26 protein-coding genes are annotated in these 24,855 nt (G+C 35.1%); 18 read left to right on the top strand and 8 right to left on the bottom strand.

Features of this window, described 5'->3' with window-relative positions; all coding sequences use genetic code 11:
- Positions 1-79: 79 nt before the first annotated feature.
- Positions 80-601, top strand: coding sequence for a DinB family protein (locus VBZ51_RS12275; RefSeq protein WP_416577120.1), 522 nt, complete (start codon positions 80-82; stop codon positions 599-601).
- Here the strand turns inward: VBZ51_RS12275 and VBZ51_RS12270 are convergent.
- Positions 598-927, bottom strand: a complete 330-nt coding sequence (locus VBZ51_RS12270) for a hypothetical protein (protein ID WP_348101488.1) — start codon at positions 925-927, stop codon at positions 598-600. The genes VBZ51_RS12275 and VBZ51_RS12270 overlap by 4 nt on opposite strands.
- A 109-nt stretch (positions 928-1,036) precedes the next feature.
- Positions 1,037-2,098 carry a 3-dehydroquinate synthase gene (aroB, locus tag VBZ51_RS12265; RefSeq protein ID WP_416577119.1) on the bottom strand — a complete coding sequence of 354 codons (1,062 nt, stop codon included), beginning with the start codon at positions 2,096-2,098 and terminating at the stop codon, positions 1,037-1,039.
- A gap of 110 nt (positions 2,099-2,208) precedes the next feature.
- Between aroB and VBZ51_RS12260 the strand changes: the two genes are divergently transcribed.
- A complete protein-coding gene (locus VBZ51_RS12260; protein ID WP_416577118.1) occupies positions 2,209-3,375 on the top strand; it encodes a proline dehydrogenase family protein in 1,167 nt (388 codons plus the stop codon).
- 2 nt (positions 3,376-3,377) lie between these two features.
- Here the strand turns inward: VBZ51_RS12260 and VBZ51_RS12255 are convergent, their stop codons facing one another.
- The 6 genes from VBZ51_RS12255 to VBZ51_RS12230 all read right to left on the bottom strand — a co-directional run bounded on the left by VBZ51_RS12255 (position 3,378) and on the right by VBZ51_RS12230 (position 8,205).
- Entirely contained in the window at positions 3,378-3,761 is a 384-nt protein-coding gene (locus VBZ51_RS12255) for a DUF4258 domain-containing protein (protein WP_071342120.1), read from the bottom strand.
- A 78-nt stretch (positions 3,762-3,839) separates the two neighbouring features.
- Positions 3,840-5,039, bottom strand: coding sequence for an alanine dehydrogenase (locus VBZ51_RS12250; protein ID WP_058102613.1), 1,200 nt, complete (start codon positions 5,037-5,039; stop codon positions 3,840-3,842).
- Positions 5,040-5,137: 98 nt separating this feature from the next.
- A complete protein-coding gene (locus VBZ51_RS12245) occupies positions 5,138-5,779 on the bottom strand; it encodes a hypothetical protein (RefSeq protein ID WP_286812451.1) in 642 nt (213 codons plus the stop codon).
- A 103-nt stretch (positions 5,780-5,882) separates the two neighbouring features.
- Positions 5,883-6,014, bottom strand: a complete 132-nt coding sequence (locus tag VBZ51_RS12240) for a hypothetical protein (RefSeq protein WP_262493567.1) — start codon at positions 6,012-6,014, stop codon at positions 5,883-5,885.
- A 223-nt stretch (positions 6,015-6,237) separates the two neighbouring features.
- The gene (gene tsaE, locus VBZ51_RS12235; protein WP_416577117.1) at positions 6,238-6,651 is read right to left on the bottom strand and encodes a tRNA (adenosine(37)-N6)-threonylcarbamoyltransferase complex ATPase subunit type 1 TsaE; all 414 of its coding nucleotides are present in this window, start codon (positions 6,649-6,651) and stop codon (positions 6,238-6,240) included.
- Between the two features lie 9 nt (positions 6,652-6,660).
- Positions 6,661-8,205, bottom strand: coding sequence for a response regulator (locus tag VBZ51_RS12230; protein WP_074673683.1), 1,545 nt, complete (start codon positions 8,203-8,205; stop codon positions 6,661-6,663).
- Between the two features lie 86 nt (positions 8,206-8,291).
- Here VBZ51_RS12230 and VBZ51_RS12225 point away from each other — a divergent pair, with 86 nt between their 5' ends.
- The 16 genes from VBZ51_RS12225 to VBZ51_RS12150 all read left to right on the top strand — a co-directional run bounded on the left by VBZ51_RS12225 (position 8,292) and on the right by VBZ51_RS12150 (position 24,853).
- Positions 8,292-9,521, top strand: a complete 1,230-nt coding sequence (locus VBZ51_RS12225) for an HD domain-containing protein (RefSeq protein ID WP_416577116.1) — start codon at positions 8,292-8,294, stop codon at positions 9,519-9,521.
- A gap of 23 nt (positions 9,522-9,544) precedes the next feature.
- Entirely contained in the window at positions 9,545-10,561 is a 1,017-nt protein-coding gene (gene lpxD / locus VBZ51_RS12220; RefSeq protein WP_416577115.1) for a UDP-3-O-(3-hydroxymyristoyl)glucosamine N-acyltransferase, read from the top strand.
- 2 nt (positions 10,562-10,563) lie between these two features.
- A complete protein-coding gene (locus VBZ51_RS12215) occupies positions 10,564-11,964 on the top strand; it encodes a bifunctional UDP-3-O-[3-hydroxymyristoyl] N-acetylglucosamine deacetylase/3-hydroxyacyl-ACP dehydratase (RefSeq protein ID WP_416577114.1) in 1,401 nt (466 codons plus the stop codon).
- Between the two features lies 1 nt (position 11,965).
- Complete coding sequence (lpxA, locus tag VBZ51_RS12210; protein ID WP_058102620.1) at positions 11,966-12,751, top strand: acyl-ACP--UDP-N-acetylglucosamine O-acyltransferase; 786 nt, start codon at positions 11,966-11,968, stop codon at positions 12,749-12,751.
- A gap of 43 nt (positions 12,752-12,794) precedes the next feature.
- Entirely contained in the window at positions 12,795-13,361 is a 567-nt protein-coding gene (gene efp, locus VBZ51_RS12205) for an elongation factor P (RefSeq protein ID WP_058102621.1), read from the top strand.
- Between the two features lie 41 nt (positions 13,362-13,402).
- The gene (locus tag VBZ51_RS12200) at positions 13,403-14,338 is read left to right on the top strand and encodes a UDP-3-O-(3-hydroxymyristoyl)glucosamine N-acyltransferase (protein ID WP_416577113.1); all 936 of its coding nucleotides are present in this window, start codon (positions 13,403-13,405) and stop codon (positions 14,336-14,338) included.
- A gap of 75 nt (positions 14,339-14,413) precedes the next feature.
- Positions 14,414-15,286: a succinate--CoA ligase subunit alpha gene (sucD, locus tag VBZ51_RS12195; protein ID WP_058102623.1), complete on the top strand. Its 873-nt coding sequence runs from the start codon at positions 14,414-14,416 to the stop codon at positions 15,284-15,286.
- Positions 15,287-15,392: 106 nt separating this feature from the next.
- Complete coding sequence (gene fabG, locus VBZ51_RS12190) at positions 15,393-16,142, top strand: 3-oxoacyl-[acyl-carrier-protein] reductase (protein WP_058102624.1); 750 nt, start codon at positions 15,393-15,395, stop codon at positions 16,140-16,142.
- Between the two features lie 64 nt (positions 16,143-16,206).
- Positions 16,207-18,231 (top strand): VWA domain-containing protein, encoded by a 2,025-nt coding sequence (locus VBZ51_RS12185; protein ID WP_416577112.1) that lies wholly within the window; start codon positions 16,207-16,209, stop codon positions 18,229-18,231.
- Between the two features lie 10 nt (positions 18,232-18,241).
- Positions 18,242-19,057 carry a prohibitin family protein gene (locus VBZ51_RS12180; protein WP_058102626.1) on the top strand — a complete coding sequence of 272 codons (816 nt, stop codon included), beginning with the start codon at positions 18,242-18,244 and terminating at the stop codon, positions 19,055-19,057.
- Between the two features lie 234 nt (positions 19,058-19,291).
- The gene (gene hisG / locus VBZ51_RS12175) at positions 19,292-20,149 is read left to right on the top strand and encodes an ATP phosphoribosyltransferase (protein ID WP_276473399.1); all 858 of its coding nucleotides are present in this window, start codon (positions 19,292-19,294) and stop codon (positions 20,147-20,149) included.
- A 112-nt stretch (positions 20,150-20,261) separates the two neighbouring features.
- On the top strand, positions 20,262-21,545 hold the full coding sequence (hisD, locus tag VBZ51_RS12170) for a histidinol dehydrogenase (protein WP_416577111.1): 1,284 nt from the start codon (positions 20,262-20,264) through the stop codon (positions 21,543-21,545).
- Between the two features lie 43 nt (positions 21,546-21,588).
- Positions 21,589-22,635: a histidinol-phosphate transaminase gene (hisC, locus tag VBZ51_RS12165; RefSeq protein ID WP_416577110.1), complete on the top strand. Its 1,047-nt coding sequence runs from the start codon at positions 21,589-21,591 to the stop codon at positions 22,633-22,635.
- A gap of 1 nt (position 22,636) precedes the next feature.
- Positions 22,637-23,773 (top strand): bifunctional histidinol-phosphatase/imidazoleglycerol-phosphate dehydratase HisB, encoded by a 1,137-nt coding sequence (gene hisB / locus VBZ51_RS12160; RefSeq protein ID WP_416577109.1) that lies wholly within the window; start codon positions 22,637-22,639, stop codon positions 23,771-23,773.
- Between the two features lie 76 nt (positions 23,774-23,849).
- Positions 23,850-24,431 (top strand): imidazole glycerol phosphate synthase subunit HisH, encoded by a 582-nt coding sequence (gene hisH / locus VBZ51_RS12155; RefSeq protein WP_416577108.1) that lies wholly within the window; start codon positions 23,850-23,852, stop codon positions 24,429-24,431.
- Positions 24,431-24,853 carry a GNAT family N-acetyltransferase gene (locus VBZ51_RS12150; protein ID WP_416577107.1) on the top strand — a complete coding sequence of 141 codons (423 nt, stop codon included), beginning with the start codon at positions 24,431-24,433 and terminating at the stop codon, positions 24,851-24,853. The genes hisH and VBZ51_RS12150 overlap by 1 nt, the downstream gene beginning before the upstream one ends.
- The last annotated feature ends 2 nt before the right edge of the window (positions 24,854-24,855 follow it).

The following is a 24,855-nucleotide window of genomic DNA, read 5'->3' as shown; positions in this document are numbered from 1 at the left end:
TCAACTAACTTGAAGAAAAGCCCGGTTAAATTTTTTAATTGGGCTTTTTTGGTTGTTTTTGTAAAACAAAAAATATTTTATGAAGGTAAAAGATTTAGAGAATAGCGAATTGCAATATTTTTACGGAACCTACTTAAATGCTTTAAATGAAGAAGAAGATTTAAAGTCTGCCTTAGAAAATGGCAAAAAGAACTTTCAACAGCTAATTGAAAATTTAACCAAAGATCAGTTGTTGTATAGCTACGGGGAGGGTAAATGGACTATAGCTGAAGTCTTAGTTCACTTAATAGATTCTGAACGCGTTTTTCAATACAGGGCTTTTCGAATTTCTAGAAACGATAAAACTCCTTTACCAGGTTTTGAGCAAGATGATTACGTTTTAGAGAGTTATGCAAATCAAAGAACTAAAGAGGATATTTTACAGGAATTCCTATTAGTTAGAGAAGCATCTATTAACTTTTTCAGTCTTTTATCTAATGATGTCTTAAAAAGAACCGGTACCGCAAGCGGATTACCTTGGTCTGTAGCAGCGCTAGGCCTTGTGATTAGTGGTCATCAAAGGCATCATTTTAATATTATAAAAGAGCGATATTTAGTTTAATCTAACTCTTGTTCGTGTTCGTTTTCAAAATTTAGGTGTAAGGCATTTGTCATATCTTCTGAAGACATTATTTTTTCGGGAGTGCTTGATTCTAGCTCTTTGCCTACATTCTCCTCAAAATTTGCGATAAAATTAGAAAGGCTCTTACTAATTTTTACCAAGTATAAGGTGTCTGTTGTTTTCAGCTCAACTGCCTCAACATAATCACCATTAATATTCTTGAAGGTTATAATGTCTTCATCACCATAACCATAAGGATAAGTTTCAATTAAAAGAGCTGCTAAGTTGTGGTCTAATTTACGATAATCTATAAGTCGTCTGGTCATAACTAATTTATTTATAGCGGGTTATTATTTAACTATAACTAAACTAGTCATTAAAATTACACACATCTTTATAGAGTTGTGAAAGTAATGATTTGGGTATGTGAAGTTTTTAAAGTTTGTAGTAAGCGAAAGCTTCAGTAAATAATGTTACCGGAATTTCAACATCAAACTTAGGTTCACCAATAGATTTTAAGAGTACAAAATTGATTTTTCCATGAGAATTTTTCTTGTCATACTTCATTAACTTTAGAATATTATCAATGTCGGTATCAGAAAATTCTACTTTGTCATACCTGTCCAAAAAAGTTTTCTTTATATCCTCCATGGCTTCTTGGGGTAGGTCTAATAGTTTTTGTGATAAATAGCCTTCTAAGATCATACCAATTGCTATTGCTTCTCCATGTAGCAACATTTCTTTAGATTCGTTTTCAAGAAAATACGATTCTATGGCGTGACCCAACGTGTGTCCGTAATTTAATATTTTACGTATATGTTGTTCGGTAGGGTCTTGCAAGACCACTTCATTTTTAATTTGAATTGAAGTAAGAATATGATTTTTCATATCCTCAAGGTTTTTAGCTTCTTTAAGTGAATGCCAGTAATCTTTATCTTGAATAAGACCATGTTTTAGCATTTCGGCAAACCCGCTTTTGACCTGTCTGTCTTCTAAGGTATCAAGGAAATCCGGAACCACCAATACCATTACCGGTTGGTTGATAACACCAATTTGATTCTTTAACGCGCCAAGGTCAATACCTGTTTTACCGCCTACCGAAGCATCTACCATAGATAATAGGGTAGTGGGTACATTTATGAAATCTATACCTCTTTTAAATGTAGAGGCAATAAAACCGCCCATATCGGTTAATACTCCTCCACCTAAATTTATTAGTAAACTTTTACGGTCCGCACCAAGTTCTGAAAGTGCCTCCCAAACACCAACGCAGGTTTCAATGTTTTTATTTATTTCCCCAGATTCAATTTCAATTATTTCAAATGCATAGTCTCCATTTAGCTCTGCCATGAAATTTGGTAGACAGTGTTCATGGGTATTTTCATCTACCATTATAAAAATGGTAGAATATTTTTTCTCTGCTAAATGAGTATTTAGGGCAGAAAAAGCTTGTTCATTGAAATGTACTGCGTAAGAATCTGAAATAATGGAATCCATTAAAAATATAGCTTAATTTGTTTGAAACTTGTACGCAAAATAAAGGTAATTTTTAGTCTTAAGATTATAAATTCTGTGATTATATTTGATCGTTATAGAAATTATAAGGAATGGACCAAATTTTTGAAAATACTGCAACTGCATTTGCTCTTAAAACCGATTCAGAATTAGAAAGAGCTTATTTTCTCTTTAAAATGATTTCAAATGAACCTTTGGTGAAAATGGGTTCTGTTATTACCAATTTTGCTTTTAAAGCTCATTTACCCGTAGAAAGTTTAATTCGTGCTACTGTTTTTGACCACTTTTGTGGTGGTGTTAATGAAAGGGATTGCTTGCCTGTAGTGGATCGTATGTGGCAAAAGGGTGTATGCTCTGTATTGGACTATTCTGTAGAAGGTAAAGAAGAGGAGGACCCTTTTGATACGGCTACTGAAATTATTTTGACCATTTTGGATTTTGTAAAGGAAAAGGACGCCATACCTTATGCTGTTTTTAAGCCAACCGGTTTTGGGAGATTTGCCTTATACCAAAAAATTAGCGAGAAAAAAGAACTCACTGATAAAGAAAAAGCAGAATGGCAAAGGGTTGTTAATAGGTTTGACAAAGTTTGTAAAAAAGCGCATGATCTTGAAGTGTCTTTGCTGATCGATGGAGAGGAAAGCTGGATGCAAGATGCCGCTGATGATCTGGCTGAAGAAATGATGCGCAAGTATAATAAGAAAAAAAGAATAGTATTCAATACCCTGCAAACATACAGATGGGATCGTTTACCGTATTTAAAAGCGTTGCATGAGCGAGCTATAAAAGATGGTTTCTTGGTTGGAATGAAAGTTGTTAGGGGTGCATACATGGAGAAAGAGAATGATCGAGCAAAGGAAATGGGCTACACTTCACCGATCTGCAAAACCAAACAAGAAACTGATGATAATTTCAATGCAACAATAGCATATATGATCGATAATATTGATGTGCTGTCCATTTTTGCAGGAACACACAATGAAGAGAGTTGTTATAAATTGATGGAGCTAATGGAAGAGAAGGGTATTGAAAAAAATAACACTCACATTTGGTTTGGTCAGTTGTATGGGATGAGCGATCATATTTCTTACAATTTGGCTGCTCATGGTTATAACGTTGCCAAATATTTGCCCTTTGGACCAGTACGCGATGTAATGCCCTATTTAATTAGAAGAGCGGATGAAAATACCTCTGTAGCGGGACAAACCAGTAGGGAGCTTACACTTTTGAAAAAAGAAAGAAAGCGCAGAAAAATGTAAGTTTATTGTAGTTGCACGTTTTCTATCGTAGCTTTTTCTCTGCAATTCTTAACAGTGAAAATATAATCTTGTTCCTTGTAATCGGACTCAATAACATAAGTTTTACAGGGAACGGATTTTGTATCACTATTTCCGAAATCCACATCACCCTCGGTTAAAATATAGGTCACTGCAGTAGAATCCAGCTGTAACTCTTGGAGTTTTTGTTGGGCTTCCTCACTATAGTACATAGATTTTGAGCGAATGTCTTTTAAGGTTCTGCAATTAGGTAGGTAGCAAAAATATACACCGGTTTCTTCAGATTTCTTTTTAAGAAAAAAAGTTAGAAAAACGATTCCTATAGACATCCCCACCAAAAAATAACCTAACCTCTTAAGAAAATCCATCCTAGCTGCTTATTTTAATAATTAAGATCGCGAAATTATGTCTTTTTAAATGGATAGAGAAAATTTTGCTTTTTTGTTTTAGAATATTAGGAAATTAATATCGCTATACTGAAGGTCAAACCATTCTCCGACCGATTTATTGGTCAAAATACCATGGTACATATATAGCCCATTTCGAAGTCCCTTATCAAAACGAAGGGAGTTTTCTAGTCCGCCGTCTTCGCCGATTTTAAGTAAATAAGGCGTGAATATATTACTGATACTTACTGATGCCGTTTTTGGATATCTAGAGGGTATATTGGGAACCCCGTAGTGTATTACATCATATTTTTTTCTAGTAGGCTTATTGTGATCGGTAATTTCACTGGTTTCAAAACATCCGCCTGTATCTATACTTACATCAATGATTACGGCTCCCTTTTTCATATGCTCTACCATGGTGCTGGTAACTACTACCGGTGACCGATCTTTTCCTCTTGTGGCGCCAATAGCAACATCGCAGCGTTTTAAGGCCTTCAATAAATTTTTAGGTTGTATTGTAGATGTGTATACCGTTTGTTTAAGATTGGTCTGTATGTTTCTTAGCTTGGTGATGGAATTGTCGAAAACTTTTACATTTGCCCCAATTCCTATTGCGGAACGTGCAGCAAATTCTCCTACGGTTCCTGCTCCAATGATGACCACTTCTACAGGTGGTACACCGCTTATGTTCCCGAACATTAACCCGTTACCATTATTATTTGCTGCCATTAATTCTGCGGCAATTAGTACTGAAGAAATACCTGCAATCTCACTGAGAGAACGCACGGCCGGGTATTTTCCTTCTTCATCACGGATATATTCAAAAGCTATAGCCGTAATTCGTTTTCTTGCCAATTCCTCAAAATATTCCTTGTACTGGGTCTTTATCTGAAGTGCGGATATTATTGTAGTCTGCGGATTTATATATTCTATTTCGGTAAGGGTAGGAGGTTCTACTTTTAAAATTAACGGGCACGCAAAAACCTTTTTAGTATCCCTGGTAATTTCCCCGCCAGCGGTTACATAATCCGCATCAGAAAAATGGGCTCCTTCACCTGCTCCTGATTCTATTAGAACACGATGACCGTTAGAAGTAATGGCATTGACTGCATCGGGCGTTAAACATATTCTTTTTTCTTGGTACTGATTTTCCTTTGGGATGCCTATAAACAATTCACCTTTTTGGCGTAAAACCTCTAAGGTTTCCTCTTGTGGAATTAATTGGTGTTTGCTAAACGGTGATGTGGGTTCATTCATAACTACAAAAATGCGTGGTTCAAATCACTGACTTGAAACTCAAATGTACAATTTTTAAAGAAATGAATGGGTTGTGCTTAATTAATGATATAGTGTAGTTAAAACTTAAGGTGTAGCCAACCTTGAACACGTTCTTGTAAATTTTTTAAAAAGTTCTCAATACTGCCGGTAGATAGTTTGGAATTTAAATCATCAGACAAAGAAGGCACTTCATTTAGGGAACTATCATCTTTTTTGTCACTGGTGTAGCCTTTAGCCTTTAGATCTTCTAGTTCAGCTTCCATTGCTTCTAGATCTATTCCATGAACATGCTTATCGTATAATTTAATACGAATAAAATAAACAAAGGGAATGGTAATCATACAAATAGGAATTATCCACCAGATATTATCAGTGTCAATATAGTGGTCAGAATCATAGAACACTTCAAACATTTGAAATGCGTACATAGCTATTGGAATGATGATGATATGATACCACCAATCTCGTGAGGTAAGAAACCAGAAAATCAATAAATATAAAGGAACAATTTTAGATGTTAAAAACCATAGGTATGTAGATGCATCAGGAAATCCGTTTCCGTCTAAAGTAAAACCTAATATTGATACATCACCATTTGAATCATATGGTAAATAATCATATGTTTTGTATAGAAAAGGTGATATGGCAATAAAAAAAACGAGAAGAGATTCTAAAAATATCTTCTTTTTGGCTTTCTTTTTTTTTGATTTGTTGATCATTGACAAAATAGTATTACTATATGCTAACGACCGTATTTATTATTTATTATATAAAAAAAAAGAGCAATTAAATTGCTCTTTAAATTTCAAAAAAATATAGATATTATATTTTCTTAGTCAACTTCCTTTTATCAACATTTAAATCTTGATTATCAATGTTGATTACTGGTGCTGCCATTGCTAAAAGGAATACGCCTAAAGCGATTGAAGCTAAGAATGTTCTTTTGTTTTTCATTTTCAAGGGGTTTTTGGTTATACAAATATTTAGTTCTCCTACAAACGTAAGAAAAAATATACAACTAAAGTGTTGTTAAACGTTAAAATTGTGACTTTTAACCGATTATTTGTACATTTTATCGAAATCCTTGTTTTTCATCGAATAAATACAATAAATCTTTAGTTTGAACGATGCAAAATTCCACAATTCTTACACCAAATGAATATTAGCGTTAAAACCCTTATTTAGAAAGAATTAGTTTTCTTGTTGTTTCGTCAATTATTTCAATAGTAATATTTTGAATATCCGTAGGAAGAAGGTTCGGTATTTTTTCTGGCCACTCCATAAATATCCAACCATTTGAAGACAAATATTCATCAAGCCCCATATCCATTGCTTCAGATTCATCATTTAGACGATAAAAATCAAAATGAAAGCCCAATAGTTCGCCCGTTTCAAGTGCATACTCATTGACAAGTCCAAAAGTTGGGCTACTTACAGTATCACTGCTACCCAATTCTTTGACCAATGATTTTATTAACGTAGTTTTTCCAGCGCCCATTGGGGCATAAAATGCTAATACTTTACTTTTAGAATGTGTTACAATTTGCTTGGCAACATTAGGTAACTCACCTTCGTTATAAATGAATTCCATTTTAATAAACTATTTAGGTTCCAAAACTACAAAAGGTATAATCATTTCTTCTAAAGAAACTCCGCCATGTTGATACGTGTTTCTATAATAACTTACATAGTGATTGTAATTATTGGGGTAGGCAAAGAAATAATCATTTTTAGCAAATATGAAAGAACTGCTCATATTTATACTTGGCAAATTAATGGTTTTTGGGTCTTTGGCTGCTAAAACCTCACTCTTTTCATACGTAAGACTTCTGCCGGTTTTATAGCGTAGATTCAGGCTTGTGTCCCTATCGCCAACAACTTTGGAAGGAGTTTTTACATTAATGGTGCCATGATCCGTGGTAATGATCAATTTCATTCCCAAGGTCTGCGCTTGCTGTATAATTTCTAACATGGGAGAATTCTTAAACCAACTGGTTGTTAATGAACGGTAAGATTTATCATTGGAAGCCAATTCTTTTATAACTTCCATTTCTGTTTTAGAATGAGAAAGCATATCCACAAAGTTGTACACAATTACGGTCAAATCATTATCCTTCTGCCCCTTAAAATTCTGACTTAAATGTTTGCCTTGTTTTAAACTACTAATTTTATGGTACTCCCATTTTAAATCAAGTCCAAGTCTTTTTAGTTGAGCATCTAAGAATTTGTCTTCAAAAAGGTTTTTTCCGCCTTCATCGGTATCGTTTTTCCACCATTCCGGATATTTCTTTTCCATATCCAACGGTGTTAACCCAGAAAATATCGCATTTCTGGCATACTGCGTTGCAGTAGGTAGAATACTATAATAAGAATCTTCTTTTTTCTTTTTGTAAAATGAGTTGACCGTATCTTCAAAAGCGTACCATTGATCGTATCGTAAATTATCTACTACGATCAATAATGTTTTTTGATCTTTTATCTCGGGTGCGATCCATTTCTTAAATAAGGTATGAGACATTACAGGTGCGTCCGTATCTGTAAACCAATCCTCATAATTGCGGTCTACAAACTTACCAAACTGTTGATTGGCTTCGGTTTTTTGGGATTCCAAGATCTCGAACATACCACTGTCTTCAATTTCTTCTAATTGAAGTTCCCAGTAAATTAGCTTTTTATAAAGGTCGGCCCATTCTTGATAAGTGCTGACCATGGATAAATCCATGGCTATTTTTCTAAATTCCTGCTGATAGTTACTAGTGGTTTTTTCAGAAACCAATCTAGAGTGGTCTAAATTCTTTTTAAGGGATAATAAAATTTGATTGGGGTTTACAGGTTTAATAAGGTAATCTGCAATTTTAGAACCTATGGCTTCTTCCATTATAAACTCCTCTTCACTTTTGGTGATCATGACCACAGGTAAAGAGTTGTTTATTGTTTTAATTTCTGATAATGTTTCCAAACCGGAGATGCCTGGCATGTTTTCATCAAGAAATACGATATCTACTCTAGTTTGTGCAAGTTCTTCTAGGGCCTCTTGTCCACTTTGACAGGTAATTACACTATAATTTTTAGATTCTAAAAAGATGATGTGTGGTTTAAGTAGATCTATTTCATCATCTACCCACAATATTTTTATTTTATTCATTGAATTATTATTTGACGATAATCAAATTATATGCTAATGCTTTTGTATAACTTTGAAATGTTAATTTCAGAAAAGACAACGTTATCTTGAAGACATCAAACAAATTGAAAATCTTTAATGATCCAATTTACGGATTTATTAGAATTCCCAATGCCCTAATATTTGACCTTATTGCCGATCCCTATTTTCAAAGGTTGAGAAGAATTTCACAAATGGGGTTGTCCTATTTAGTTTATCCGGGGGCACACCATACTAGATTCCATCATGCATTGGGTTGTATGTATTTAATGCAGAAGTCTATACAAGTGCTTCGTTTTAAAGGGGTTGAGATTTCTATAAGTGAAGAAGACGGACTTTTGTGTGCCATTCTTTTACATGATATTGGTCACGGACCTTTTTCACATGCCATGGAACATAGCATAGTTGAAGGTGTTAGCCACGAGTTTATTTCACTTCAATTCATGCAAGAACTCAACGAACGATTTAACGGAAGTTTAACGGAGGCCATTTCTATCTTTACTGGAAATCATGAAAAAAAATTCTTGAACCAGCTAGTGTCTAGTCAATTAGATATGGACCGTTTAGATTATTTAAAAAGAGATAGCTTTTATACTGGTGTAGCGGAAGGTAATACCAATGCAGAACGTTTAATTACCATGTTAAATGTAGTTGACGGTAGCTTGGTCATTGAAGAAAAGGGTATCTATTCGGTTGAAAAATTCTTAATGGCACGTAGGTTCATGTACTGGCAAGTTTATCTTCATAAAACAGCAGTGGTGGCAGAACGATTGCTTATCAGTATACTTAAAAGGGCACGTTTTCTAATTGAAAAAGGTGAAACATTGAATTCTAGTATTCCCTTACATTACTTTTTAACCCATCATATAGACATCAATAACTTTAATGGCGATACCTTATTAAAGTTTGCCAAGTTAGATGATATAGACATACTTGCAGCATTAAAAGATTGGCAATATTCTAATGACTTTGTTTTAAGTTCATTGTGTGCAATGATCATTAATAGAAAACTACTTCATATAAAGGTGAAAAAGGAGCCTATTAGCGAAACTAAATTTTTAATGCAATTAAATAAGGTAAAAGCCGAGTATAATATTACGGATGAAGAGGCTTCGTATTTTGTGTTTAAGGGCGAGTTGAGAAATAAAGCTTACGATAGGCAACATCAGACTATCAACATTTTAAGGAAAAATGGAAAAATAACCGATGTCGCCAAATTGTCTGATCACCTAAATTTAAATGCACTTTCAAAAACGGTAACCAAATATTATATGTGTTATCCTAAAGAAGGGGTTTAACAATTTTTCTTACTTTTACGCTCATGAAATTTACAGCAGGTCAGATTGCAGGTATCTTAGAAGGAGAAGTACATGGAAATCCAGAAATAGCCGTACATAAACTTGCTAAAATAGAGGAAGGTGAAGAAGGTTCCCTTACTTTTTTAGCCAATCCTAAGTATACTTCATTCATTTATAAAACAAAAGCATCGGTAACGATAGTGAATAAAAGTTTTGTTCCAGAACAAGATTTGAACACTACATTGATTAAAGTAGAAGATGCCTACAAGTCATTTTCCAAGTTGTTGGAATACTACAATCAGGTTAAAAATAATAAGGTGGGTATTGAAGAACCTATTTTTAAATCTGATAATGTTACTTATGGATCAGATGTATATATAGGTGCATTTGCATATTTAGGAAATAATGTGGTGTTAGGTGATAATGTGAAAATTTATCCAAATGCTTATATAGGTGATAACGTAAAGATTGGAAACAACGTTATCATTTTCGCTGGAGTAAAGGTGTATTCAGAAACTATAATTGGAAACAATTGCGTAATAAATAGTGGCGTAGTTTTGGGTGCAGACGGATTTGGTTTTGCTCCAAACGAAAACGGCGAGTTTATTAAAGTGCCACAGACCGGAAATGTAATCTTGGAGGATAACGTTGATATTGGCGCAGGTACCACCATAGATAGAGCTACATTAGGCTCTACTATTTTAAAAAAAGGGGTAAAGCTAGATAATCAAATACAAATAGCGCATAACGTTGAAATTGGAGAGCATACCGTAATTGCCGCTCAAACAGGCATTGCCGGCTCTACAAAAATTGGCAAACATTGTATGATTGGCGGACAGGTAGGTATCGTTGGTCATATTGTCATTGGCGACAATGTAAAAATACAGGCACAATCTGGTATCGGTAGAAATGTGAAAGACAATGAAGTTTTGCAAGGTTCACCAGCACTAAACTATGGTGATTTCAACAAATCATATGTTCATTTTAAGAATTTATCAAAAATAATAAGTAGAATCGACACCTTAGAAAAGAAAGATTGACGATGAGCACAACAACTATTAAACAAACAACAATTGGTAAAGAGGTAAGTCTTACGGGAGTAGGTTTACATACCGGTAGTGATGTAACCATTAAATTTGTACCCGCAGATAAAAATCACGGATACGCTTTTAAAAGAGTCGATTTGGAAGGTACTCCTATTATACCTGCAGATGCTAATTTGGTAAACAATACACAAAGAGGTACTAACTTAGAAAAGAACGGTGTTAAAATTCAGACTTCTGAGCACGTTTTGGCTGCTTTGGTAGGTTTGGAAATTGACAATGTTCTTATAGAGCTTAATGCTGCCGAGCCTCCGATTATGGATGGTTCTTCCAAGTTTTTTGTAGAGGCATTGGAAAAAGCTGGTATTGTTGAGCAAGATGCCTATAGAGAGGAGTACGTAGTTAAGGAAGTTATTTCATATAGAGACGAAAAAACGGGTAGTGAAATTACCATAATTCCTAGTGACACCTACCAAGTAACTACTATGGTGGATTTTGGCACTAAGGTTTTGGGTACCCAAAATGCTACCTTAGAGAATATTGCCGACTTCAAGAAAGAAATTGCCGATGCCCGTACCTTTAGTTTTTTACATGAATTGGAGGCTTTACTTGAAAATGGACTTATAAAAGGTGGTGATTTAAATAATGCCATTGTTTATGTGGATAAGGAGATTTCAGAAGAAACAATGAAAAAGCTTGAAAAAGCTTTTAATAAAAAGAAACTTTCCGTTAAGGCAAATGGTATTCTTGACAATTTGACCTTGCATCAGCCAAACGAGGCAGCTCGCCATAAATTATTGGATGTTATTGGTGATTTAGCCTTGGCAGGTACTAGAATTAGAGGTAAGGTTATTGCAAATAAGCCTGGGCACTATGTAAATACTCAATTTGCTAAAAAAATTGCTCAAATAATAAAATTGGAGAAACGTAACAACGTACCTAAGTACGATTTAAGTTTACCTCCATTGATGGATATTCATCAAATAATGGATATGCTACCGCATAGACCGCCATTCTTGTTGATCGATCGTATTTTAGAGCTTTCCGATCAACATGTTGTAGGTATGAAAAACGTTACCATGAACGAGCCGTTTTTTGTAGGTCATTTTCCTGGAGCTCCTGTAATGCCTGGTGTGTTGCAAGTAGAGGCAATGGCACAAACTGGTGGTATTTTGGTTCTGAGTACAGTGCCTGATCCAGAAAACTACTTAACACTTTTCATGAAAATTGACAAGGTTAAATTTAAAAGACAAGTGCTACCTGGAGATACATTAATATTCCATTGTAGTTTAATTACCCCGATAAGAAGGGGAATCTGCCATATGCAGGCTTATGCTTACGCTAATGATAAGTTGGTTAGTGAAGCGGAGATGATGGCTCAAATTGTAAAAAGAACATAGTATGAATCAACCTTTAGCCTATATTCATCCGGGAGCTAAAATAGCAAAGAATGTAGTTGTAGAGCCATTTACAACAATTCATAATAATGTTACTATTGGAGATGGTACCTGGATCGGGTCTAATGTAACTATCATGGAAGGTGCACGTATTGGGAAAAACTGTAATATTTTTCCTGGTGCGGTTATTTCCGCTTCTCCACAAGATTTAAAATACGAAGGGGAAGATACCACGGTAGTTATTGGTGATAATACTACCATTAGGGAGTGTGCCACTATACATAAGGGTACTTCAGACAGAATGAAAACGGTAATCGGCAAAAATTGTTTGATCATGGCTTATTGCCACGTTGCCCATGACTGTTTGGTTGGTGATAATTGTATTTTTTCTAATAATTCCACACTTGCGGGTCACGTTACAATTGGTGATAATGTAATTTTGGCTGGTTTGGTTGCCGTGCATCAATTTGTGTCGGTTGGTCAACATGCCTTTGTTACCGGAGGATCCTTGGTTAGAAAAGATGTGCCACCTTATGTGAAAGCGGCAAGAGAGCCTCTGTCATACGTAGGAATCAATTCTGTTGGTTTGAGAAGAAGAGGTTTCATCTCGGAAAAAATAAGGGAAATACAGAATATCTACCGTATCCTTTATCAAAAAAACTACAACAATACCCAAGCGGTACAAATTATAGAAGCTGAAATGGAGGCCACTCCAGAAAGAGATGAGATATTACAGTTTATTCGTGATTCTCAGCGTGGTATCATGAAAGGTTATTTCAGCAATAATTAAATATATTTTAAACTTAAGTTAACTACATTAATATTAAATAGTAATGGCATCTACATCAGATATACGAAAAGGACTATGCATAAGATATAATAACGATATCTATAAAATAATAGAATTTTTACATGTAAAACCAGGTAAAGGTCCTGCTTTTGTACGTACTAAATTAAAAAGTGTTTCAACAGGCAAAGTATTGGATAATACATTTTCTGCGGGTCATAAAATAGAAGATGTTCGTGTAGAAACACGTTCTTATCAATATTTATATCCAGAAGGTGAAACGTATCACTTTATGAATACTGATGATTACAATCAAATTACACTTCAAGAAAGCTCTTTAGATGCTCCTGGTCTTTTAAAAGAAGGAGAAATTGTAAAGATCATGTTCAATACAGAAGATAGCATGCCTTTATCTGTTGATATGCCGGCAAGTGTTGTTCTTGAGGTTACGTATACTGAACCTGGAGTAAAAGGTAATACAGCTACCAATGCTACAAAACCTGCAACGGTTGAAACTGGAGCGGAAGTGAATGTACCACTTTTTATTAATGAAGGTGACAAGGTTAAAATAGATACTTCTACAGGTTCTTACATGGAACGTGTAAAGGAATAATTGCCAAAGGTAGATTCTTTATTTAGAGCTAAAAAAGTCATTTGAAATTTCCTACTACTTTTTCGTTAAAACAGATCGCAGAGATAATCTCTAGTGAATATGTTGGGCATGATGATTTTCCTGTGTTGGGCATGAACGAGATTCATGTTGTGGAACCAGGGGATATTGTATTCGTAGACCACCCAAAGTATTATGATAAGGCTTTGGAGTCCAAGGCTACTATCATTTTGATCAATAAGCAAGTAGATTGTCCAAACGGAAAAGCATTATTGATTTCAGATGACCCATTTAGGGACTTCAATAAGCTTACTACATTCTTTCAGCCATTTGTACCAAGCAGTCAGTCAATTGCTGCAACTGCTAAAATTGGAAAGGATACTGTTATACAACCCAATACTTTTGTTGGTAACAATGTTGTAATAGGGGAGAATTGTATAATTCACTCAAACGTAACAATTTATGATAATTGCTTAATTGGTGATAATATTACCATACATGCAGGCACTGTTTTAGGTGCTGATGCCTTTTATTATAAAAAGCGCCCAGAAGGTTTTGATAAATTAATTTCGGGCGGTAGGGTAGTACTTGAGGATAATGTTGATATTGGTGCGCTTTGTACCATTGATAGAGGCGTTTCGGGTGATACGACAATTGGTTACGGAACAAAGTTGGACAATCAAGTTCATGTAGGTCACGATACGGTTATTGGTAAAAAGTGCTTAATTGCCTCTCAAACGGGTATTGCCGGTTGTGTTATTATTGAAGATGAAGTGACTTTGTGGGGACAAGTTGGTACCAATAGTGGAATTACCATAGGTGCCAAAGCTGTAATTATGGGGCAAACAGGAGTAACAAAATCTGTAAAAGGAGGTAAGAGCTACTTTGGTACGCCAATAGAGGAATCTCGTGAAAAGCTAAAGCAATTGGCCTATTTAAAGCAGATTCCAGAAATAATTAAAAAAATAGATAAGAAATAGCTAAGTAATGCTATAAAATTCATTAACAACTTATATTTTTGTTCATAATTAAAAAAATAAATAAACTACAGTAGTATGAGCGTATTAGTAAATAAGGATTCCAAAATAATCGTACAAGGTTTCACCGGTAGTGAAGGTACTTTCCATGCAGGACAGATGATTGAGTACGGTACTAATATCGTAGGTGGTGTTACACCAGGTAAAGGTGGACAAGAGCATTTGGGAAAACCCGTTTTCAATACGGTTACCGAAGCTGTTGAAAAGGTAGGCGCGGATACTACTATAATTTTCGTTCCGCCAGCATTTGCTGCGGATGCTATAATGGAAGCTGCTGAAGCTGGAATTAAAGTTATCATTACAATTACAGAAGGTATACCTGTTGCCGATATGGTAAAGGTGGCCAACTATATTAAAAATAAAGAATGTCGCTTGATCGGACCTAACTGTCCGGGTGTAATAACACCAGGTGAGGCAAAAGTTGGTATTATGCCAGGTTTTGTATTTAAAGAAGGTAATGTAGGTATTGTTTCCAAATCAGGAACTTTAACTTACGAAGCTGCTGACCAGGTGGTTCGCCAAGGTTTAGGAATTACTACTGCTATTGGTATTGGTGGTGATCCAATTATTGGAACTACTACTAAAGAAGCAGTTGAGTTATTGATCAATGATCCTGCTACAGAGTGTGTGGTAATGATCGGTGAGATCGGTGGACAATTAGAGGCTGATGCTGCACAGTGGTATAAAGCTAGTGGAAGTAAAAAACCAGTTGTTGGATTTATTGCAGGTGAAACTGCTCCGGCCGGTAGAACAATGGGTCATGCTGGTGCTATTGTTGGTGGTAGCGATGATACTGCCCAAGCCAAGAAAAGAATTATGAGAGAATGTGGAATTCACGTTGTAGATTCTCCAGCTGAAATTGGCTTAAAAGTTAAAGAAGTAATGGGATAAGATTCCCTCTTTATAGTATAAAATCCCGTTTATAGCGGGATTTTTTTTAGCCTATAAATGAAACAAAAGGTATATTTGATAAACATCGGTTTAAAACAACGGACTTATGAAATTATTAGAAGATAAAAACGTAATTATAACAGGGGCTAGCAGAGGAATTGGTATGGGTATAGCCCAAGTTTTTGCGGACCATGGAGCAAATGTTGCATTTACATATAGTTCTAGTGAAGCTCCTGCATTAGCGTTAGAGAAGGAATTAACAGAGAAAGGCGTAAAGGCAAAAGCCTATAAAAGTAATGCTGCCAGTTTTCAAGAAGCTGAAGAGCTGGTTGCTAAAGTACTAGAAGATTTTGATGGAAGAATTGATGTGTTGATCAACAACGCAGGTATTACTAAAGATAATCTTCTAATGCGTATGTCAGAAGCAGATTTTGATGCTGTCATAGATATCAACTTGAAATCTGTTTTTAATATGACCAAAGCCGTACAAAGAACTTTGTTGAAACAACGTAAAGGTTCTATCATTAATATGAGTAGTGTGGTTGGGGTAAAAGGTAATGCAGGTCAAACCAATTACGCTGCATCTAAGGCAGGTATGATCGGTTTTACTAAATCTGTAGCATTGGAATTAGGCTCTAGAAATATTAGATGTAACGCTATTGCACCAGGATTCATTGAAACAGAAATGACCGATAAATTGGATGAAAAAACGGTTCAAGGATGGAGAGACGGTATTCCGTTAAAACGAGGAGGTTCTACCGAGGATATTGCAAATGCATGTTTGTATTTTGCATCTGACCTTTCTAGTTATGTAACAGGTCAAGTACTTAATGTTGATGGTGGTATGCTTACCTAACACAATATTTATTCTTAGGCTTACTTTTTAAGTTCCTTTGATTAATTGAAATTTATAAGCATTCATGGAGAGCATAACGGTACTGTATATAATTATTGCGGCAATAGTTGCACTGGGTATCGTTGTTTTTCAGTATTTGTATAAACAGAAGGCTAAAAGCAAAATTAATTTGCTTTTAGCCTTTTTGCGATTTATAGGGGTTTTCGGATTGCTTCTATTATTGATAAATCCGAAGTTTTCTCAAAAAACGTATTCCTTAGAAAAACCTAATCTGGTTATTCTTGCTGATAATTCTTCTTCCATTTCTGAAAATGGAGCAGAGTTAAATGAGCTAATGAGTTCAATTGGAGCTTCTGATAAAATCTCAGATCGTTTTAATGTGGCTAGTTATAAATTTGGGACAGGGTTAGAAGTTTTGGATAGTCTTTCATTTGATGAAAAATATAGCAATTTTCATAAACCCTTATCAGCCTTAAAAAATATCTATAGTCGCGAGCAAACAATTACACTGTTGCTGTCAGACGGTAACCAGACTATTGGTGAGGACTATAGCTTTTTCAAATCTAATGAAAGCAATGCTATAAACACAGTGGTATTAGGTGATACTACTTTGTATAAAGATATTTCGGTAGGACCTATATTGACCAATAAATATGCATTTCTAAAAAATAAATTCCCATTAGAGACTTATATTTCTTATCAGGGCAAAGTAACTGCTTCCGCAACTGTTTTGGTTAGAATGGATAACAAAGTGGTGCATAGGGAAAAGGTTGAACTCAATGCAGATGTTAATTTAAAAACAATTTCTATTCAGGTTGATGCCAATTCAGTTGGCACAAAAAATATTCGTGTAGAAGTTACGAAACTGCAAGATGAACGTAACGTCAATAATAACGTACGCAGTACTAGTATTGAAGTCATAGACGAGAAAACAAAAATAGCCTTGGTCAGTGATATTTTACATCCAGACTTAGGTGCATTAAAAAAAGCTATTGAAAGTAATGAGCAAAGAGAGGTATCTTTTTTAAAGCCAAATACGGCTAATAATTTAGATGATATTGATTTGTTTATTTTTTATCAGCCCAATGTCAAATTTAAAAAATTGTTTGATTTTGTTAAGGATAGAAATTCTAATTCATTTGTGATTACAGGTATTCAAACGGATTATAACTTTTTGAACAGGAGTAATTTAGGTTTTGAAATTGAGAGTGGATATCCTGAGCAAGAAGTATTTGGGTTATTAAACAATGGCTTCTCAAAATATGATATTGCAAATTTTGATTTAACGGATTTTCCACCTTTGCTTAGTGATGCAGGACCAGTATTAATTACTACAGCTATTGAACCGCTGTTAGGAACACAGATTAAAGGAAAGGATATTCAACAGCCGTTACTTACGGTATTGGAACAAAACTCAAACAAAAAAGGACTTTTACTTGGAGAAAACCTTTGGAAGTGGAGGGTTCAGACATATAGAAATACCGGAGCGTTTTCTAATTTTGATGAGTTTATAGCAAATCTAGTCCGTTATTTAACCAGTTCTAAAAACAAGGCCAGGTTAAATGTAGATTACGAAAAAATTTATGAAGGCAGTAATAACACTATTATTACAGCAACTTATTTTGATGAAGCCTTTTTATTTGACCCAAATGCCAAAATCAGTATAAAGGTTACCGATACAAAAACCAAAAATACTCAAACGAGCCCCATGATTTTAAAGAACGGGTATTTTGAATCGGACTTATCCAACTTAATTGCAGGTAGTTATAGTTTTGTGGTGTCGGTTGAAAACTACCAAAAATCAGAAACTGGTTCATTTGTTATCAATGAATTTAATTTGGAAAATCAATTTGTTTCAAGCGATTATTTAAAATTGGAAAAATTGGCAACTAAGTCTGGCGGTAAATTGTATTATCCTTCCCAAATAGATGAACTAATAAGTGATTTGGAAGAAAATGACACCTACGTTCCCACGGAGAAAAGCACTGAAAATATCGTATCTTTGATTGATTTCGAAATACTGCTGGCAATAATTGTATTTGCCTTTGCTTCAGAATGGTTTATAAGAAAATATAACGGATTAATTTAATTGAACACTAATGGATAAATTACCTAAAATTGCATTACCTGCAATATTTGTTTTAATAGTACTAGTAATAATGTTTTCTAAATCTACGGTCACCATTGGTTCTGGTGAAGCTGGCGTATTGTATAAAACATTTGGAGATGGTGTAGTTACAGATGAACCGCCTTTAGGTGAAGGATTTCATATTGTTGCTCCATGGAATAAAGTTTTTATTTATGAAGTTAGACAGCAAGAAGTTTTAGAAAAAATGAATGTGCTTTCTAGTAACGGATTGGATATAAAATTAGAAGCTTCCGCTTGGTTTGAGCCTATTAGAAATGATTTGGGCAAGTTGCATCAAGAAAAAGGAGAAGACTATATTCAACGTGTTTTGTTGCCTACCATTAGATCGGCAGCACGATCTGTAGTTGGTCGTTATACGCCGGAGCAATTATATTCCAGCAAAAGAGATGCTATTCAACAAGAGATTTTTGATGAGACCAAAAAAATTGTTGAGGGAGAATATATTCAATTAAACGAAATATTGGTGCGTGATGTAACCTTACCGCCAACAATTAAAGAGGCTATTGAAAGAAAGTTACGGCAAGAACAGGAGTCATTGGAATATGAGTTTCGTTTAGTGACCGCTAGAAAAGAAGCTGAAAAAGTAACGATTGAGGCGCAAGGTAAAGCCGATGCCAATAAAATTTTAAGTGCATCCTTGACTGATAAAATTTTACAGGACAAAGGTATTGATGCAACGCTAAAGCTTTCTGAATCTCCCAATACCAAGGTGATTGTAGTTGGTGGTGGTGAATCTGGTCTTCCTTTAATTTTAGGTAATAACTAAAACACGTAGAACATTATTTTTGTTTCATTTTAAACTTTTGTTTTGCGAAATGAAAAATACCTTTTACTTTTACAACAGAATGAAAAATAGAACTACACATCATCATATTCATACACACGCTCAGGCGAGGTAGGAATGTATTGTAGTAGTACAACATATTTAAAAACCCGTTTGAGCAATCAAACGGGTTTTGTATTTAAATCTCTTTTGGTTGCCAAGCATTAAATTAAAACAATGACTAAAATTAGAATTGCTATTCAGAAATCGGGAAGACTTAATGAGGAATCCCTTCAAATTTTAAAAGACTGCGGAATTTCAATTGATAACGGCAAAGATCAATTAAAAGCATCTTCAAGAAATTTTCCAATGGAGGTTTTTTATCTAAGAAATGGTGACATCCCGCAGTACTTAAGAGATGGTGTAGTAGATATTGCTATTATCGGAGAAAATGTATTGATTGAAAAAGGAGAAGATATTTCCATTGCAGAAAAATTGGGCTTCTCTAAGTGTAAAGTTTCCTTGGCCGTACCAAAATCCGTTAAATATAATTCGGTAAAGGATTTTGAGGGTAAACGTATTGCTACTTCTTACCCAAATACAGTACTTAACTATTTGAAGGATAAAGGGGTTAAGGCAGACCTGCATATTATTAACGGTTCTGTTGAAATAGCACCCAATATTGGACTTGCAGATGCCATTTGTGATATTGTATCTAGCGGTAGTACTTTATTCAAGAATAACTTGAAAGAAGTAGAAGTAATGCTTACCAGTGAGGCGGTGTTAGCGGTTTCTCCCAAAATATCTAAAGAGCGAAGAGAATTGCTTGAGAAACTACAATTCAGGATTCAATCGGTTTTGCGCGCAAGAGCTTCAAAGTATGTCTTGTTGAATGCTCCAAATGATAAATTGGAAGGTATTTTAAAATTATTACCAGGAATGAGGAGTCCCACAGTTTTACCTTTAGCTGATGCGGGATGGAGTTCTGTGCATACCGTAATCAATAAAGATACTTTTTGGGAAGTGATCGATGAATTGAAAAAAGCCGGTGCAGAAGGTATCTTGGTTTGCCCAATTGAAAAGATGGTATTGTAAAATAGTAATAAGTAGTATTATTTGGAATTGATATTAGATGGAAATGTTCATTGTTCTATTTACATTTCGTAAACCAAAAACGAACAACCATCAACGAACAACTAAATAAATAATGAACAAAATATATAATCCACAGAGAGTAGATTGGAACAACGTTTTAAAACGACCTACGCAAACCGTTGCTGATATAGAAGGTTTAGTGAATGGTATTTTTGAGGAGGTACGATCAAATGGTGACGATACCATTAAAAAGTATACCGAACAATTTGACAAGGTGGTCTTGGAAAGTATGCTTGTGTCAAAGACCGAAATTGAAGAGGCACAAAAATTGGTTTCAGATGATTTGAAAGAAGCTATAAAGCTTTCAAAATCTAATATTGAGGTATTTCATAAGGCTCAAAAAACCGAGCGTGTTGAAGTAGAAACAGCTGCGGGAGTTTCTTGCTGGCAGGAGAAACGACCTATACAGAAGGTAGGATTGTATATTCCTGGGGGTACGGCTCCTTTGTTTTCAACAATTTTAATGTTGGCCGTGCCTGCAGCTATAGCTGGCAGTAAAGAAATTGTATTGTGCTCTCCACCGGATAAGGAGGGTAAACTAAATCCGGCTATTCTTTATACGGCAAATTTATGCGGTGTTACCAAAATAGTAAAAGTAGGAGGTATACAGGCTATTGCAGGAATGACCTTTGGTACAGCCACTATTCCTCAGGTGTATAAAATTTTTGGACCGGGTAACCAGTATGTAACCGTCGCTAAACAAATTGCTACCAAGTATGGTGTAGCCATAGATATGCCGGCAGGTCCTTCAGAATTATTGGTGGTTGCAGATGATTCTGCAAACGCCGCCTTTGTTGCTTCAGATTTATTGAGTCAGGCTGAACACGGAGTGGATAGTCAGGTAATTTTGGTGTCGACTTCAAAAAGTATGATTGATGCTGTTGAGAAGGAAGTAGCCCTTCAAATAGAAGAATTGCCACGAAAGGAAATCGCAAAGCAGGCAATTGCAAATAGTAAATTAATATATGTTGATAATGATCAAGATGCTATTGATTTAATAAATGAATACGGACCGGAACATTACATTGTTTGTGTAGAAAATGAAGATTTCTACATTGACAACACCCAAAATGCAGGTTCAGTGTTCATAGGAAATTATACGCCTGAAAGTGCCGGGGATTATGCATCGGGTACCAATCACACCTTACCTACCAATGGTTACGCCAAGCAATACAGCGGTGTAAACTTAGATAGTTTTATGAAGAGTATGACCTTTCAAAAGATAAATGAAAAAGGTATTCAAACCATAGGCAAAGCGATTGAGCTTATGGCTGAAGCAGAAGGCTTGCAGGCTCACAAGAATGCTGTAACCTTAAGATTAAACAGTTTAAAATAATGTCATTTTGGCTATGCTGAATGACCAATTCAATGTTGAACTAATGAGTTTCAATTTAAACAATATTACAAGGGAAAATGTTAAGGGTTTAAGTCCGTATTCTTCGGCACGTGACGAATATGTGTCCGATGGTTCTACTATGGTTTTCTTAGATGCTAATGAAAATCCGTTTGAAAACGGTGTCAACAGATATCCGGATCCACAACAACGTAGTTTAAAGACAATACTAGCTGCACAGAAAGGAATCAAGGAAGAAAACATACTTTTAGGTAATGGTAGTGATGAAGTTTTGGATCTGTTGTTCAGAGCTTTCTGTGAGCCTAAACAGGATAATATTATCACCTTGCCGCCAACATACGGCATGTACAAGGTGCTTTCGGGTATCAATTTAGTCGAAAATAGAGAAGTATTACTGACTACTGAATTTCAGCCGAATATTGCAGAAATTACAAAGGCAATTGACGAGCATACAAAATTGTTGTTTATCTGTTCTCCCAACAATCCTACGGGCAATAGTTTCTCTACTGCAATCATTGAAGAGCTTTTAAATTCTTTTAACGGGCTAGTGGTTATCGATGAAGCGTATATCGACTTTTCATCCGAAGAAAGCTGGGCATCTAAATTAGCAGATTACCCTAATTTGATTGTTACTCAGACCTTATCAAAAGCTTACGGCATGGCAGGTATTCGTTTGGGTTTATGTTTGGCATCTGCAGAGATTATCGCGGTAATCAATAAAATTAAACCGCCATATAATGTCAATCAGCTTACTCAAGATAAGGCTATTGAAAGGGTATCTGACCAAAAAGCCGTGCAAACAGAAGTTGCTTCCATTCTTGAAGAGCGTGAAAAACTGATGGAAACATTAAAAACCATATCTTTTGTTTCTACCATTTATCCTACCGATGCTAATTTTATTTTGACTAAAGTTGATGATGCTACACTTCGTTATACTCAGTTATTGGAAAAAGGTATAGTTGTACGTAATCGAACTACGCAACCCTTATGTGAAAATACGCTTAGATTTACCGTGGGTACATCAGAAGAAAATAATATTGTAATTACCGCTTTAAGAGCACTATCAAACTAATATGAAAAAAAGAGTACTATTTATAGACCGAGACGGTACAATTATAAGAGAAACTGTAGATGAGCAGATTGATGCATTTGAGAAAATGATTTTCTATCCTAAGGCATTTACTTATTTAGGTAAAATAGCGAAAGAATTGGATTATGAATTGGTCATGATTACAAATCAAGACGGCTTGGGTACAGATGTATTTCCTGAAGATACCTTTTGGCCGGTTCATAATTTCATTCTTAAATCATTCGAGAATGAAGGGGTTGTTTTTGATAAAGTTTTTCTTGACCGTACTTTTCCCCATGAAAATGCCGACACTAGAAAACCTGGTACCGGATTATTGACCGAATATTTTTCCGAGGATTATGATCTGGAGAATTCATTTGTTATCGGTGACCGATTAACGGATATGGAATTGGCTAAAAACCTTGGTTCTAAAGGGATTTTCATAAATGATGATACGAATCTTGGTACCGGTGAAATTACAGTAAAGCGTGATGAATTAGATAGCCATATTGCTATTGAAAGTAATGATTGGGAAAAGATATATGAGTTTTTAAAGCTGAATGATAGAACGGCTGAAATTCATAGAAAGACCAATGAAACCGATATTGCCATACAATTGAACCTAGACGGTACCGGTAAAAGTGATATCAATACCGGATTGGCATTTTTTGACCATATGCTAGATCAATTGGCTCGTCATGGGCAAATGGATTTAACCATTAAGGTTGATGGCGATTTAGAAGTTGATGAACACCATACTATTGAAGATACCGGTATAGCCTTAGGTGAAGTTTTTCATAATGCCTTAGGGAATAAACTGGGTATTGAGCGCTACGGATTCTGTTTACCAATGGATGATTGTTTGGCGCAATCCGCTATTGATTTTGGTGGCAGAAATTGGCTAGTATGGGATGCAGACTTTAAGCGTGAAATGGTAGGCGATATGCCAACTGAAATGTTCCACCATTTCTTTAAGTCGTTCACGGACGGAGCAAAAGCCAACTTGAACATTAAAGCCGAAGGTACCAACGAACATCATAAAATAGAAGCTATATTCAAAGCCTTTGCAAAAAGCATTAAAATGGCAGTAAAAAGAGATGTAGAAAAGATGGTGTTACCAAGTACTAAAGGAGTTCTATAATAGTACAAAGTATTAAGTATAAAATCCTTCTAAGATTTACTTTGTACTTCATACTGAGTATTTAATACTAGTTTTAATGAAAATTGTAATCATAAATTACGGCGCCGGTAATATACAGAGCATAAAATTTGCCATCAAAAGGTTAGGTTTTGATGCTGTTTTAAGTAGCGATGCCGAGGAAATAAAAAATGCCGATAAAGTAATTTTTCCGGGAGTAGGTGAGGCAAGCAGTGCTATGAAAATGCTGTTAAATAGTGGTCTGGATAGCATAATACCAACCTTAAAACAGCCTGTCTTAGGTATTTGTTTAGGCATGCAATTAATGTGTAATTCATCTGAAGAGGGTAATACCAAAGGATTGGGCATTTTTGATGTTGATGTCATAAAATTTGATACTAGCGTAAAGGTTCCCCAAATTGGTTGGAATCAAATATCGAACCTAAAATCAGATTTGTTTGGCTACATTGCTGAGAATGAGCATATTTACTTGGTTCATAGCTTTTATGCCCCATTGTGTAGCGAAACTATAGCTGAATGTTCATACGGACTCAACTATAGCGCAGCATTACAAAAAGAAAATTTTTACGGTACGCAGTTTCACCCAGAGAAATCTAGTGATGTTGGTGAGAAAATTTTAGAGAACTTTTTAAAAATGTAATGAAGCCGAATTACTTTATTTCCAAAGATAAAAGTCTATTAAACGTAGAAGCCATACAGGAGTTTATCGCAAATTCTTATTGGGGAAATAATAGGACTATTGAAGATGTAAAGACAACTATTGAACATTCGTACTGTTTTGGTATTTATACCGCTGAGAATGAACAAATTGGTTTTGCCAGGGTAGTAACCGACTATATCTATTTTGGTTATTTTATGGATGTCATTATCCTTAATAAATTCCAAGGTCAGGGTTACGGTAAAAAATTGGTAGCCTTTATGTTAGAAGACCCAATCATAAAAAACCTAAAAACACTTGCATTAAAAACCAAGGATGCCCATAAAATGTATGAGCGTTACGGATTTAATAAAATAGGAGATTCAGCATTGTGGATGTCTGTTGATAAACAAATTTTAGAATAAAA

The organism is Maribacter sp. HS (assembly GCF_048059195.1).
In the GTDB taxonomy this organism is placed as follows: Bacteria; Bacteroidota; Bacteroidia; order Flavobacteriales; family Flavobacteriaceae; genus Maribacter; species Maribacter dokdonensis.
Note: the sequence above shows the minus strand (reverse complement) of the source record. Positions and strands in the feature narration are given on the sequence as shown.